This window comes from Flavobacterium gilvum, from assembly GCF_001761465.1.
GTDB classification, from domain to species: Bacteria; Bacteroidota; Bacteroidia; order Flavobacteriales; family Flavobacteriaceae; genus Flavobacterium; species Flavobacterium gilvum.
On the sequence record NZ_CP017479.1, the window covers coordinates 3,110,506 to 3,125,181 of the forward strand.

Sequence of the window (14,676 nt, forward strand, 5' to 3'; positions counted from 1 at the left end):
CTTTTCTATTATTTACGGCAACAAATAAATTTTTCTAAAAAAGTTTATTTCTTTCGAAAGATAGAATGACAAAACAACATTTATTACCTTTATTTTATCAAAGATTAATCAGTAATTACCAATTGTATAAAAATTACATAATCTTTCTAAACATAAAGTAAAAACAAGCAGGAATTACTACATTAAAATCAAAATTGTACAGTACAACTCGTTTTAATTATTAGTTATATTTGTAAAAAAAAAATAATGAAAATTGAAAAAACAAAAATCACATCTTACCTAAATAGCTATATTTCTGTTATTTCGCGTGAAGAGCCTTTTTTTCAATCCCCATTTCATTCGCATCCAGAACTAGAATTAGTTTATATAAAAGAAAGCTACGGAAAGAGAATTGTGGGAAATTCTGTAGAACCATTTGTATCGGGAGATATGGTATTTCTTGGTTCTGATATTCCCCACGTATGGTTGAACGATGAAATATATTATAAAGGCATTAATACATTAAAAGCCGAGGCGATAGTTGTTTATTTTAACAAAGATATTTTTGGCCCTATTTTTTATGAATTAAAAGAGACACAAAAAATAAGCAGTCTTTTTAATCAAGCCACGAGAGGTCTTTCCATTACAGGAAAAACCAACGAAATAATTGCAAAAAAATTAGAAAAGCTTGTTCATAAAAAAAACTTCGAAATCATTATTGGCCTTTTCGAAATTTTATCAATTCTCTCAGAGAGTGACGATATTTCATTTGTAAATAATGAAGCCTATATTCCAGCCAATAACCAAACTAAAAACGATCGTCTTTCGGATGTTTTCGAATATGTAAAAGTCAATTTCAAACAAGATATCTCACTTGATGAAATTGCTAAAATTGCAAATTTGACCCCAACATCATTTTGTCGAATGTTCAAAGCAAAAACCCAAAAACATTTTGTTGAATATCTCAACGAAATAAGGGTTTCTAACGCCTGTAAATTCCTTATTGAAACTGACATGGGAATGTCTGAAATAGCTTATGAATGTGGTTATAAAACAGCATCGAATTTCAATAAACTTTTCAAAAAACTAACGGGAACCACACCAAAAGAATACCGAAAAAAAACCGAAAATTAATTTTCGACATTTAATTGATAGATTCTTTTGGCAGCTAAATAACTGTTAAAAAAAATAACGATTATTCACTAATTTTTGGTTTGCCCTTTGAAAGGATAATTAACGACTAAACTAGGATAATTTTTGATTAGCATACCTGCCTGAGGTATTATATCTTTCGAAATCTAAAATAATATTAATTTTAACAATTTTTGCATGGCAATAGCACCACAATCAGTTAAGCAGAACAGCAATGGATCAAACGATAATAAAAAATGGTTATTCCCTTTTATATTAGTAACCAGTTTGTTTTTTTTCTGGGGATTTGTACACAATCTAGATCCAATACTTATTCCGCATTTAAGAAAAGCATTTAATCTTAGCGATCTACAATCTTCTTTAATTGATTCTTCGGTCTTTATTGCCTATTTTGTTATGGCACTTCCGGCGGGTTACATCATGAGAAAATACGGATACAAGTCGGGAATTATTTTAGGATTATTACTTTTTGGAATAGGTTGTCTACTTTTTGTTCCGGCAGCTAATTCATTACAATATATTTTCTTCCTGGGAGCTTTGTTTGTAATTGCTTGCGGACTTACCTTTTTGGAAACAGCCGCCAATCCTTACGTTACAATATTAGGACCTTCAGAAACAGCAACCAAAAGATTAAACTTTTCACAATCCTTCAACGGATTGGCTGCTTATGTTGCTCCTGCTTATATCGGTCCAATGATTTTATCAGGGAAAAGCATAAGTAAAGAACAATTGGACGCCATGAATCCTACAGAAATGCATGCCCATATTCTGGAAGAAGCTGCCAGTGTAAAAATGCCTTATTTGATTTTGGGGCTAATAATTTTGGCTGTTGCAGTGATATTTTATTTCACTAATATGCCTGATGTAAAAGACGAAGATCATGAAGATGCAGAAGGAAATGCTGGTGGAAGTTTTGCTGGTGCTTTAAAATCTATGCGATTAAGATGGGGAATTTTGGCACAATTCTTTTATGTGGGAGCACAAGTTTGTGTGGCTAGTTTTTTTATAAAAATGGCTACTACTTCAGCTGGTCTTGATGAAGATACTGCTGCCAAATTCTTAGGTGCTTTTGGTTTGACATTCATGTTGGGAAGATTTGCAGGAACCTTCTTCATGCAATACATTCAACCACGAAAATTATTGATTATATACGCAATAATCAGCATTTTATTATCAATTTTAGCAATCGTAGGAACGGGAATGGTTGTGGTTTACACGCTTATTGCAATAGCCTTTTTCATGAGTATTATGTTCCCTACAATTTTCTCGATGGGAATAGACGGACTTGGTCACAATACCAAAATTGGTTCATCATTAATTGTAATGTCAATTGTAGGAGGTGCATTGTTGCCACCGGTTTTAGGATTAATTTCTGATGCCACTGGAAACATTCAAAATGGTTATGTTGTACCATTGGTTTGCTTTTCGGTTATACTGTTATTTGCTTTCAATGGGCATAAAACCAATCAAGCAGAAATCCCTTTAAATATTTAAAAAATAAAATCATGTTTTCATTAAAAAATAAAAAAGCTGTAATTACTGGAGGTGGTAGCGGAATAGGAAAAGCTATTTCTCTTTTATTCGCCAAGCAAGGAGCCGAAGTACATATTGTTGAACTAACGCAGGAAAGCGCACAATCTGCTGTGGATGAAATAAATGCTTTGGGCGGAAAAGTAGTGTCGCACGCCTGCAATGTATCCAATCAGCAAGAAGTAACCGCTACATTCGAGAAGATTGGTGCCTTTAATATTTTGGTTAATAATGCCGGTATTGCACACGTGGGCAAAGTAGACACCACTCCCGAAGCTGATTTTGACCGTATTATGAGTGTAAATGTTAAAGGTGTTTACAATTGTCTGTTTGCTGCAGTGCCACAACTTAGAAATGCTGGTAGTGGAGTTATCCTAAACATGGCTTCGATAGCTTCATGGGTAGGAATTCCAGACCGTTTTGCTTATTCTACTGCGAAAGGTGCCGTAATGTCTATGACATTGTCTGTAGCCAAGGACTATATAAACGAAAACATTCGTTGCAATTCTATTTCTCCAGCAAGGGTACACACTCCTTTCGTAGACGGTTTTATTTCAAAAAACTATCCTGACAATCAAGCAGAAATGTTTGAAAAACTTTCAAAATCTCAACCTATCGGACGTATGGCTAAACCTGAAGAAGTAGCAGCTTTGGCATTATTCCTGTGCAGTGATGAAGCCGGATTTATTACCGGTTGTGATTATCCAATTGATGGTGGATTTATAAAATTAAACAACTAGAAAATATTTTTAATTGGAGTTCAAACAATAAAAATACCATTTACGAGTTAGATATTAAACTCAAACAGTCTTTTGGGATTGTTTGAGTTTTTTTTTATGATTTCCCCTTATCTATTTAATTTCTCATAAGATATAAAAATACACTACCTACTTCTTATTTAATTAATTATATTTGCGCCGTTTAAAAATGAGACTTATCCCCGAAAAAAAATAACCGTTTAAAACAAAATACTATTCATATTTTAAGTCCTATCTATCCGAAAATCTTCTAACTGTATTAAATCTAAAAATGAACCCTCTCAAAACTATTTTATACACCATTTTAATTTCATTGTCCTGCAGCAGCGTTTTTGCACAATATACAGAGCCGACAATAAATTATCAAAGTTTACATCAACCCTCTTTTTCAGAAAACACACTTGCCTATTCTGATACTCCAGAAAGCAGCAATCCTTATAACTTGCTTTCGTTAACAGATAGCACAACGGTACAGCAAAACACAATAACCTATCCTCCAAGCAAAAGAGATTTCAGAAGATTAGGCTACGATTCAGCAATGTATTTGGGAGCTGCTGTTATTTCATTTGGAATACTTTATGCCATGCCCGAAAGCGTAACCAATTGGGACAAAGAAGCAATGAAAGAAAACGGAATTGCATATAAATGGAAACAGAATGTAAAAGCGGGACCCGTTTGGGATAATGATGATTGGGTTTTAAACTGGATTACACATCCATATTCTGGAGGAGTTTATTATATGACAGCCCGTAGTAGTGGTTTTACTTGGTACGAATCTTTTTTATATTCAGCATTAATGTCAACTTGTTTTTGGGAATACGGAATCGAAGCTTTTGCCGAAATTCCATCCAAACAAGATCTTATTATAACTCCTGTTCTTGGATCTGTTGTGGGCGAAGGATTTTTTTATGCTAAAAAAAGCATTCTAAAACACGACAAGAGAGTATTAAAATCTCGATTCCTGGGATACACCTCATTATTTTTAATGGATCCTTTTAATACGCTGTTGGATAGTTTTGGGTACAAAGACAGAACTCAAACACAATTAGGACTGGCTCCTGTGGGCTTTGACAAAGTGGCTAACAAGGCTATTTGGGGAGTCAACCTTAATATTCAGTTTTAAGAAATAAGATTTTCAACACACTGACAATCATTTTATTACACAATTACTTTCAATAAAAATTTTAATCTGATAAAAGCGTTAAAATTTGAAAAAAAAAAGTAATTTTAACATTCATGAGAAAAAATAATTATTAATTTTATCTCATGCTAATCGTTAATCTATAGTAAAAATCAACGTTAGTTATTAATTCAGATTAGCATAGAGTTGTTCACTGATTTACAAACTTAAAAAATGATTTTTTTGAGTGAATTTGAAATTATTGTCGTTTCTGTTTTCATGGTTTTAAATTGTATAATTTTTTCAAAAACCATATCGAAACAGAAGCAAATAAATGAAACATTTGCCAAGATATTAATTAATAAATTGTAGCACCTAAAGGTTAAGTAAAAGATTTACAATCCGAATAACTTCAATAGATAACAAGACGAATTGTTATAGAAGAGTAAGGAAAATAAACTTTAAATGTATAGTCAACCAGTGGTTTTATTGCGAAATTTAGATTTTGGTATTAGAAGTAAAGGTTTTGATTTATAGACAATCCATTGAAGGAAGTAAGTTTTACGCTTGAAAATTAACAGTATAATAAAGAGCTTAAATATACTTTTGAAAATGCTAGACAAAATTTTATTTTTGTTTATATCTATAGGGTACAAACAAAAATAAAAGAAAAAGGCTAATCAAAATGACTAGCCTTTTTTTTTTATTCCTTAACCAAATAAATTCCGTCTTCCTTAATCTCAATCAATTTTTCCTTATACAAAGCTCCGATGGCTTTCTTGAAGGTTTTCTTGCTCATTTTCAAAACCGTTTTAATGTCTTCGGGATGTGAATTATCATTTAGGCGCAAAAACCCTCTGCTGGCTCTTAATTCGTCCAAAATTTTCTCAGCATTTGGTTCAATACTTTGATATCCCTGAACCTGCAACGCAACATCAATCTTATTATCAGGCCTAATGTTTTTGATATACCCTCTCAAACGGTCACCTGTACGAATCGAATCATCATAAACTTCATCTTTATACAGCAATCCTTTATGTTGTTCATTAATGATTACATTAATACCCAATTCAGTAATATGGGAAACTATAAGATCAACTTCTTCTCCATTTTCTATGGTAAGATGGTCATTTTTCAAAAATTGATTCAATTTACTGGAGGCAACCAATCTATTGGTTTTATTATCCATATAAAGATAAACCAAATAACGTTTGCCTTTTTCCATTGGGCGCGCCTGCTCTTTGAACGGAACCAAAATATCCTTCTCCATGCCCCAGTCCATGAAAGCGCCAATTTGATTAATATAATTCACTCGCAACAGAGCGAATTCATTCAATAAAATATATGGTTCCAAAGTTGTTGCTATCGGGCGTTCTTCGTGATCCAGATACACAAAAACCACCAACTCCTCTCCTATTTCAAATTCATTTGGTACATATTTATTTGGCAACAATATATCGTGTTTTCCTTCTGGGTCATTTTCTGGGTCTCCCAAAAACAAACCCACTTTGGTATCACGCAATATAGTCAGCGTATTGTATTTTCCTATTTCAATCATTTTAATTCAGATTCTAAGTTGAAATTCCAACTAAGTTTAAGGCGCAAAGGTACAAACTTTGAAAATGGGATTTATAAAACATTTCCAATAAAAAAAGCGCCTGAAAAAGGCGCTTCCAAAATGACTTAAAATTAACTTAACCGAAAACACTTTCCCTTCCAAAATGTAGCGCCAGTAAATAATAAACCACCGCTCTGTACTTGTTTTTATTTGATTGTCCGTATTTTTCCAAAACAGCTTCGATTCCTTTTAACAGCTCTGGTCCGTCTTTTAAACCTAATTTTTTTATCAAAAAATTATTTTTCACCGTTGCTATTTCAGACTGCTGAGTTCCTGCTATGATCGAAGAATCCGGATTATATATTGATGGCCCGCATCCAATGGTCACTTTTGTCAATAAATCCATATCAGCAGTAATACCGCATTTTTCTTTCAAATCGGCTGCGTATTTCACTATTAATACATCTTTTGCACTCATAAAAATATATTTTAAGTTTACATATTTAATTTCGTAACTACTTCAAATTTAGTAATTTATTATCAACATGTGCGATTTTTATACATTAATTTTTAATGATTTTTTTTTAATACAAATTGACCTTTTTTTATTTATAAAAACTTGTAATAGCCTTTACCTCGAAGTCATATTAACATCATGCCATTAAGTTAAATTCTGTTTTCGTTACTAAGACTCCAAGTAAATGGTTCAAAATTTTGCTTCTTGGAGTCTAAAATAACATTGGAAAATCTTTTCTAGAAAAATTAAATTTTATAAGTTTCCAATAATAGTTTACACAAAAAAACATCTAAAAACTAAAAAATGCATTACGAATAATAATATAATCCATCATAATAATAAAATAGTCCATTTTTTTAGATAGTTGGATAAAGAATTTTTGCCCGAATGACATTGTTAAATCATTTGTCCCAAAAAACTTTTTTTTTAGATGAAATTTTATTTTATTGTTCTAAAATTTTACCAAAAAAATCAATTTGACAAAAGCCCCATAAAACACTGAAAATCAACAATTATTAACTTTTAAAAAACACTCTTAATTTACCATTGATTAAAATGTATTAAATAATACAAGCATTATTAACCCCCTCAACCTACAAAAATGATAAAAAACTACTCAGACAACTTTAAAGGCTTTAGCAAAGAAATATGGATTATAACTTTTATTACTTTTCTAAACCGCGCCGGAACAATGGTAATTCCATTCCTTTCCAAATACATGAAAGAAAATTTATCTTTTTCATATAATCAAATCGGATGGATAATGTTTTTCTTTGGAGTTGGCTCCATAATAGGATCCTGGCTAAGCGGCAAACTTTCAGACAAAATAGGATTTTATAAAGTAATGGTTTTCAGTTTATTTACAAGTGGAGTAATTTTTATCATCCTACAATATTTAACTTCATTCGAAAGCCTATGTGTCGGAATCTTAATTTTGACATCGGTTGCTGATATGTATCGACCAGCGATGTTATTAGCATTAGACACCTATGGAAACAAAGAAACAAGAACCCGAGCATTAACATTAACCAGAATGGCTATAAACATGGGATTTTTAATTGGCCCTGTTTTGGGGGGATTGATTATTATGAACATTGGCTATAACGGCTTATTTTGGATTGATGGCTCAACCTGTATTCTTGCTATTTTAATTTTTATTCTACTAATAAAAGAAAAGAAATTACCTTTTAAAGTCAAAAAAGTAAAAAGCGAAACCAAAGCAAATAAAGTCATTTTTGGAGACAGGCCTTTTATACTGCATTTAATCATTACAATGATAACAGGAATACTGTTTTTTCAAATGTTCACAACATTGCCTTTATACTACAAGCAACAATTTAATTTCACAGAATTTGAAACAGGTTTAATACTGAGTTTTAGCGGTTTGATAACAATACTTTTTGAACTTCCAATCGTGAGATTTGTAGAAGAAAGAAATATAGACAGGATCAAAGTAATTTCTTTGGGAATCCTTTCTATGTCAATAAGCCTATTATTATTACTTATTGACAATTGGAGTGGTGTTATAATCCTTATGATATGTTTCATGTCAATTGGAATTATGCTTACTTTACCTTTTGCAAATTCGTTTGCCATGAGCAGAGTACACATGAATCTCAAAGGGAGATACATAGCTATATTCACAATGAGCTACAGTTTTGCCCATATTCTAAGTGCAAAAACAAGTATGGCAATTATCGAAACTTTCTCTTATCGAGCAAACTGGTTGTTTATGGGAACACTCGGTACAATAGCATTAATACTATGTTATTGCTTATCAATAATCCTAAAGAAAGAAAGACAAAACATTGAACTCAAAATTAAAGAGTCACTTTTTTCATAAAAAAGATTCCATACCCAATCAAATTACTTCATAATAAATAAATTTGATGATAAATATTATAAAGGATAGCAAAAACTATCCTTTTTTTATTGTCCTAATTAAACCAATTCTGAATCATATAAATTGTCCAATTTTATCAAAATATTACCATTTCGAAAAGCAATCAATTATCCTAATGAGAAGTTCATTTTTTCAAATAAATTATCTTAACTCCTTTGTAATTCTATTTAAATAAAAAATGAACCACACATATATTTTATAGCTAATCTGCAAAAAAACAAATAGAAATAGCTCTATATTTCTCATAGACTACTATATATGTCTCTATGAGGTAAAAAAAAAAAAAAAAAAAATTACACCCAACTCGTTATCTTAATTCAAAAATGGCTTTTCCAGATCACAATTTTTAAAATAGCTTACTTTCCCATACCGCAAATTATTTGACAAAAAAGCACAAAAAAAGCCTTAAAACATAAATGCTTAAGGCCTTTTCTTAATAGAGAATTTAAAATTCTCTGAATTAAAACATCTAATTACCAAATAATGATAAAAAGAAAATGGGGTAATTTGTTTTTAATAAAATTCTTTTACAAATGTAATTGTGCTACATAAAAAAAAATTAAATTTTAGACTCGATGTCTTTTTTGTAACGGCTAAGCATAGCTTTAGTCATACCAATATTTCCTTTTGTAGAATCTACAGCTAGATAAATCAAGTATTCTCCGTTATCAGAAACATCAACAATGTGAATTTGATTAGTAAGCGTAAAAATAACGTCATCTATTTTCTCTTTTAATCCCAAAGAGGCAATAACGTTCATTTTTTGTTTAACTACTTCTAAATTAAACGCAGAAGCCAATTCGGGATCAAAAGAATCCACAACTGATAACGAATAATAAGAAATTCCGCTTTTAATTTCTGCAACGGCAACTGCAATGAAACCTGGTAGGTTAGTTTTTAAGTTCTCTCCGAACTCTTTTAAAAAATCTGACATAGTATATATAATTATTGGTTAAGATTTGGGGGCCAAATTATCTATTACTTTAAGAAGTAAGCCTAATTTAGAAATATCATTTGTGGTTGTAATCAAAAACAAATTATCTTCAAATTTATTTCCGATTACTAATCCAGTATCTGTTTTTAATATTAATTGTTTTAAATCGTTAAATTTCATATCCTCCAACATTTCTTTACACATGGTAAAAATAACATTGGACATTGCGGCAATATTTATTGGGTATTCTATTTTTAGAGAATCAATAACTTCTCCATTTTTATCAAAAAGCAAAGCAGTTTCTAAACCTGTTTTTTCTAATTTTCCTAAATTCATTTAACTATTTTTTTCCAGCAAAAATACATCTATCATTTACAAAAAAAAGTATTTTTGTCTTAAAATAAAAACTTTTTTTAAAAAATTTATACATATGAAAGACACAAGGAAGACGAAACTGTTAAAATCTACATTAAATAAAAAATTAGAAGACTTTAGAAAGCTTAGAATCTCAAATATTCAAAAAGAAGTAGTAATATCTGATAATAATGAAAAAACAAAGTCAAAAGGTTTCTTTTCTAAACTTTTAAACAAGTAACTTTCTTACTACCAAATACTTACAAAAAAAAACTAGATTTTTGTTTTAGAAATATAACAAAAACCTAGTTTTTTTAAGAATTAAATCAGATTAATTCCTTGAAATATTGTAGCAAGACCGTATTATTTTCTTCTGTTGGAGTAAAAATTTCCAGAATAGCAGGTTTTGTGTTTTGAGAATACAACAAATCCAATCCTTTGGACAAACTCAATTCATCATTGGCTGTAAAATAATCCAATCCAAACATTTTTGACAAATGTTCTGCTGTCAATTTATGAGATGTTTCAAAAAAAGTATTAAAAACTGGAGTTTCCGAATGTCCTGGCAAAATTCTAAATATCCCACCTCCACCGTTATTAATCAAAATAATTTTGAAATTTTTCGGGATATAATTATTCCAAAGCGCATTACTGTCATACAAAAAACCTATATCTCCGGTTATAAAAACTGTCGGTTTAAAATTGGCAACAGCCGCACCAATAGCTGTTGATGTACTGCCATCAATCCCGCTGGTTCCTCTGTTACAATACACTTCAATAGATGAATCTATTGGAATTAATTGCGCATAACGAATAGCCGAACTGTTGCTTATCTGCAATTGACTATTTTTTGGAATGCTTCCAATCACTTTTTCAAAAACTTTAAAATCTGTAAAAGGTATTTTAGCCAAATAGTTATTGTGCTTTTCTTTACGTAATTCTTTAATAGCGTTCAGTTGAGAAAAATAATCACTTTCTACTTTTGAAGTAAGTGGCAAAAATTCCTCAAAAAAAGTATTTGGTTCAACTTCAAAATGTTCTGACAAACAACCAAAAGTATCATAGGCTCTTATGGTATCGATATGCCAATGATGATCCGGTTTGTATTTTCTGAAATAAGCTTTAATACGTTTGGAAACTACCATTCCGCCAAAAGTAACGAGAATTTCGGGACGAAATTTCTTAAAATCTTCATCCGTAAAAGGTGTAATAATGGTGTCAATATTGCTGATAAAACTTTCGTGACACACATTCGAAGTGTTTTCGGTCATCACCACAACCGATTCGTCTTTGGCGAAAGCCTTAATAACTTCTTCTGTAATCGAATTAGGTTCGTTTACTCCAATTAATATCAGCTTTCGGTCAGCTTTGTTCCAAATAGACGCTGAATCCTGTAAATCTTTGTTATCTACCGTTCGGTTTACTTTTGCGGAAGCGATAATAGTACTATTAACACTCAACTCTGAGACCGTTTCATACAAAGGCTCTTCAAATGGAGCGTTGATATGCACTGGACCTTTTTTGGCAATTGCTGTGTTGATGGCCTCGTTTATTTTACGGTCATTTTCTTCGGAGGCAGCTTCTAGTAAATTGGCATTGTACAAGGAGTGATTGGCAAACACATTTACCTGACGAATGGTTTGTCCGTCTCCAATATCAATCTTGTTTTGCGGTCTGTCTGCAGAAACCACAATCAGCGGAATCTGACTATAAAAAGCTTCGGAAAAAGCAGGATAATAATTCAATAAAGCTGAACCCGAAGTACAAACCACAACTGTCGGTTTACGAGTTTGCTGAGCAATTCCCAAAGCAAAAAAAGCAGCGGAACGTTCATCTGCAATACTGTAACACTGGAAAGCGGGATTACTGGCAAAACCAATTGTAAGTGGAGCGTTTCTTGAACCAGGTGATATAATAATGTTTGTTATTCCTTTGGCTAAAAAAATCTGAAGCAGGCTTTGTGCTAAAGGTATTTTTGGATAAATCATTTAGAATATTTAAATAGTTGAAAAAAGAGAGGCAAATTTTATGCCAAAAAAACTCCTAAAAGCAGTTATGCAAATGTACGAAGTTGGCAATCCATTTTCGCCTATTTTAGTCTATTTTTCATACTTTTGGACTACAAATAAATCAAACATGGAAATTAGTTTAAGACCATACCAAACTCAGGATACGCAAGCGATATTGAATATTATTAATTATAACATTCTAAATTCCACAGCCATATACGATTACAACATTCGGAGTTACGAACAGCAAAAAGCTTTATTGGAAGATAAAATCAAAAAGAATTTTCCTGTAATAGTTGCCGAAACAAATGGCAAAGTTGTTGGTTTTGGGATGTATGGCGAATTCCGGTTTAGGGAAGCCTATAAATATACTGTAGAACATTCCGTATATGTAGCTAATGAATACCACGGAAATGGAATCGGGAAATTGTTGCTGGAAGAATTAATTCAACTAGCAAAAAAACAAAATCTCCACACCATGATTGCTGTAATCGATCAAGAAAATCAAAGCAGTATTGATTTTCATGAAAAATTTGGATTCAAAACCGTTGGAATCATCAAGGATTCAGCCTATAAATTTGACCGTTGGCTGCATTCGGTTTTTATGCAATTAATTTTGGAATAAAATTTGCTACAGATTTCTTAGAAACCTATTTGGTCTTTTATTAAAAAAAATATAAACTAAAATTTAAATAATTATGGATGCTAAAGAACAAGTTTTGGATGCTATGAAAAAGGACGGTACTCCTTTGAATGCCGGTAAAATTGTAGAATTAACAGGTCTTGAACGCAAAGTGGTAGACAAAGCAATGGATCAATTAAAAAAGGAAGAATCTATTTTTTCGCCAAAACGTTGCTACTGGCAAGCAAAGTAATAAAAAAGGAATCCCTAAAAATGTTTATCCTATAATAAAACTTAGACTGAAAGCACAACCGAATAAAGAATAGTATCTTTGCGTCTTTATAATTATTATGGATTTTACATTGCTCTCATCTCCTTTACAAGGATTTACCGATTTTCGTTTTCGAAATGCTCAAAATAGAATTTTCGGAGGAATCGACACTTTCTATTCTCCTTATATTCGTTTGAACGGAAAATTAGTTATAAAATCATCTTACGAGAGGGATTTGTTGCCTGAGAACAATAACACTTTAGAAGTAATTCCGCAAGTTATCACCAATGATGCCGATGAGTTTTTATTTGTAGCAAAATATGTCCGTGAACTGGGTTACAAAGAACTGAACTGGAATTTGGGCTGTCCCTATCCTATGGTTACGAAATCTGGCATGGGCTCAGGACTTATCAGTAATACAGAAAAAATCAATCATATTCTTGACCGAGCACACTCGGAAACTGATATTATTGTGTCCATGAAAATGCGTTTGGGATACGACACTACCGAAGAAATTCTTGATGTACTGCCTATTTTGGACACTTATCCCATAAAAAACATAGCAATTCATGCCCGTATTGGAAAACAACTTTACAAAGGTGGCGTTCATCTCGATGCTTTTCAGCAATGCATTGATAATACAAAACACAAATTATATTACAATGGCGACATTACTTCGGTTGCAAAATTCAAGGAAATGCAGGAGCGATTTCCCTCTATTGACCATTGGATGATTGGCCGGGGATTGATTGCCGATCCTTTTTTGCCGAGCATGATAAAAAACAATTCTTTGGAATATCCTAAAAACAAAATGGAATTGTTCAGTGCTTTTCATGATACACTTTACGCGGGTTATACCGAATCATTATCCGGACAAGCTCATATTCTTTTAAAAATGCATCATTTATGGGAATACTTTTCGGTTATTTTCTCAAATCCGCACAAAGTCTATAAAAACATTAAAAAATCCAAAAGTATTCGAAATTACGAAGCAACCGTTAAGGAAGTAATAGCTAAAGAATTATGAGTTATGAATTATGAATTGAGATACATAAGGTTTTGAGTTTTTTCTCTCTTTACGACTTTTGACTCTTACCTTTTGCCTAAAAATACAACGCATAAAAAAAGAGCTTGACTAACAAACTCTTTTCTAATGACTGATTACAAAAAATCGGACTACTGTATACTGTAAAATTATCCCTTAATCCAATTCACTACTTCAGGGTCTGTTGGTAATGTTTTTGGGGCAATTACTTTTACCAATTCTCCTTTTTCATTAATAAGGTATTTTTGAAAATTCCATTTAACTTCAGAATCTTCTAATCCATTTTTAGATTTTTGTGTCAAAAACTGATAAACAGCGCACATATCATCACCTTTTACCGAAACCTTGTCCATCATCGGGAAGGTAACACCATAATTCAACTGACAAAAAGTTGCAATTTCTTCTTTGGTTCCCGGTTCTTGCGAAGCAAAATTATTGGCAGGAAAACCAACAATCACAAACCCTTTGGATGAATATTCTTTATACAAAGCTTCCAAATCCTTATACTGAGGAGTTAATCCGCATTTTGAAGCGGTATTTACAATCATAACTTTTTTGCCTTTAAGCGTTGCAAAGTCAAAAGTCTTACCGTATAAATCTTCAACCTTAAATTGATATATTGTCTGTTTCACTTGTGCTTGAATTTGGATACTAAAAAGGAACATAGCGAATATCGCTACAACTAGTTTTTTCATAGGTTTAATTTTTTTATAAAATTAAAACAAATAGTGTTCGCTTTAAAATATATTTGAGAAAAAAGAGATTCTAATACAAAAGAAAGAATTCAAACCAAAGTGCAAAAGGTAAAGAACAAAAAAAGCCTCAAAAAGAGGCTTTCCACTTACTAACTAAATAATAATTAACTCAATTTAGATTCCCCCCTTGTAAACTATTTTATAAATCTATTAAAATTTACAAAATCTA

At 31.6% G+C, this 14,676-nt stretch carries 14 protein-coding genes; 8 read left to right on the plus strand and 6 right to left on the minus strand.

What is annotated here, in order from left to right; genetic code table 11:
- Positions 1–246 precede the first annotated feature (246 nt).
- From EM308_RS12835 to EM308_RS12850, 4 genes are all read left to right on the plus strand, one after another.
- Positions 247–1,113 (plus strand): AraC family transcriptional regulator, encoded by an 867-nt coding sequence (locus EM308_RS12835; RefSeq protein WP_035636224.1) that lies wholly within the window; start codon positions 247–249, stop codon positions 1,111–1,113.
- Positions 1,114–1,308: 195 nt separating this feature from the next.
- Entirely contained in the window at positions 1,309–2,625 is a 1,317-nt protein-coding gene (gene fucP, locus EM308_RS12840; RefSeq protein ID WP_081907245.1) for an L-fucose:H+ symporter permease, read from the plus strand.
- Positions 2,626–2,636: 11 nt separating this feature from the next.
- Positions 2,637–3,401: an SDR family NAD(P)-dependent oxidoreductase gene (locus tag EM308_RS12845; RefSeq protein WP_035636221.1), complete on the plus strand. Its 765-nt coding sequence runs from the start codon at positions 2,637–2,639 to the stop codon at positions 3,399–3,401.
- A gap of 289 nt (positions 3,402–3,690) precedes the next feature.
- Positions 3,691–4,542, plus strand: a complete 852-nt coding sequence (locus EM308_RS12850) for a DUF3943 domain-containing protein (protein WP_051877734.1) — start codon at positions 3,691–3,693, stop codon at positions 4,540–4,542.
- 700 nt (positions 4,543–5,242) lie between these two features.
- On the opposite strand, the gene EM308_RS12855 is transcribed toward EM308_RS12850, so the two are convergent.
- Positions 5,243–6,097, minus strand: a complete 855-nt coding sequence (locus tag EM308_RS12855) for a CvfB family protein (RefSeq protein ID WP_035636218.1) — start codon at positions 6,095–6,097, stop codon at positions 5,243–5,245.
- Positions 6,098–6,233: 136 nt separating this feature from the next.
- Positions 6,234–6,575, minus strand: coding sequence for a DUF2853 family protein (locus tag EM308_RS12860; protein WP_035636214.1), 342 nt, complete (start codon positions 6,573–6,575; stop codon positions 6,234–6,236).
- A 640-nt stretch (positions 6,576–7,215) separates the two neighbouring features.
- Here EM308_RS12860 and EM308_RS12865 point away from each other — a divergent pair.
- Positions 7,216–8,457 carry an MFS transporter gene (locus EM308_RS12865; protein WP_035636211.1) on the plus strand — a complete coding sequence of 414 codons (1,242 nt, stop codon included), beginning with the start codon at positions 7,216–7,218 and terminating at the stop codon, positions 8,455–8,457.
- A gap of 619 nt (positions 8,458–9,076) precedes the next feature.
- Here EM308_RS12865 and EM308_RS12870 read toward each other — a convergent pair.
- The 3 genes from EM308_RS12870 to menD form a co-directional block, all read right to left on the minus strand.
- The gene (locus EM308_RS12870) at positions 9,077–9,451 is read right to left on the minus strand and encodes a hypothetical protein (protein WP_035636207.1); all 375 of its coding nucleotides are present in this window, start codon (positions 9,449–9,451) and stop codon (positions 9,077–9,079) included.
- Positions 9,452–9,469: 18 nt separating this feature from the next.
- Entirely contained in the window at positions 9,470–9,787 is a 318-nt protein-coding gene (locus EM308_RS12875) for a roadblock/LC7 domain-containing protein (RefSeq protein WP_035636204.1), read from the minus strand.
- Between the two features lie 344 nt (positions 9,788–10,131).
- A complete protein-coding gene (menD, locus tag EM308_RS12880; protein WP_035636201.1) occupies positions 10,132–11,793 on the minus strand; it encodes a 2-succinyl-5-enolpyruvyl-6-hydroxy-3-cyclohexene-1-carboxylic-acid synthase in 1,662 nt (553 codons plus the stop codon).
- 148 nt (positions 11,794–11,941) lie between these two features.
- Between menD and EM308_RS12885 the strand changes: the two genes are divergently transcribed.
- From EM308_RS12885 to EM308_RS12895, 3 genes are all read left to right on the plus strand, one after another.
- Positions 11,942–12,439, plus strand: a complete 498-nt coding sequence (locus EM308_RS12885) for a GNAT family N-acetyltransferase (protein ID WP_035636264.1) — start codon at positions 11,942–11,944, stop codon at positions 12,437–12,439.
- Between the two features lie 73 nt (positions 12,440–12,512).
- Entirely contained in the window at positions 12,513–12,689 is a 177-nt protein-coding gene (locus tag EM308_RS12890; RefSeq protein WP_035636198.1) for a hypothetical protein, read from the plus strand.
- Between the two features lie 97 nt (positions 12,690–12,786).
- Positions 12,787–13,734 (plus strand): tRNA dihydrouridine synthase, encoded by a 948-nt coding sequence (locus EM308_RS12895; RefSeq protein WP_035636195.1) that lies wholly within the window; start codon positions 12,787–12,789, stop codon positions 13,732–13,734.
- A gap of 167 nt (positions 13,735–13,901) precedes the next feature.
- Here the strand turns inward: EM308_RS12895 and EM308_RS12900 are convergent, their stop codons facing one another.
- Entirely contained in the window at positions 13,902–14,447 is a 546-nt protein-coding gene (locus EM308_RS12900) for a glutathione peroxidase (RefSeq protein WP_035636192.1), read from the minus strand.
- Between the last annotated feature and the right edge of the window lie 229 nt (positions 14,448–14,676).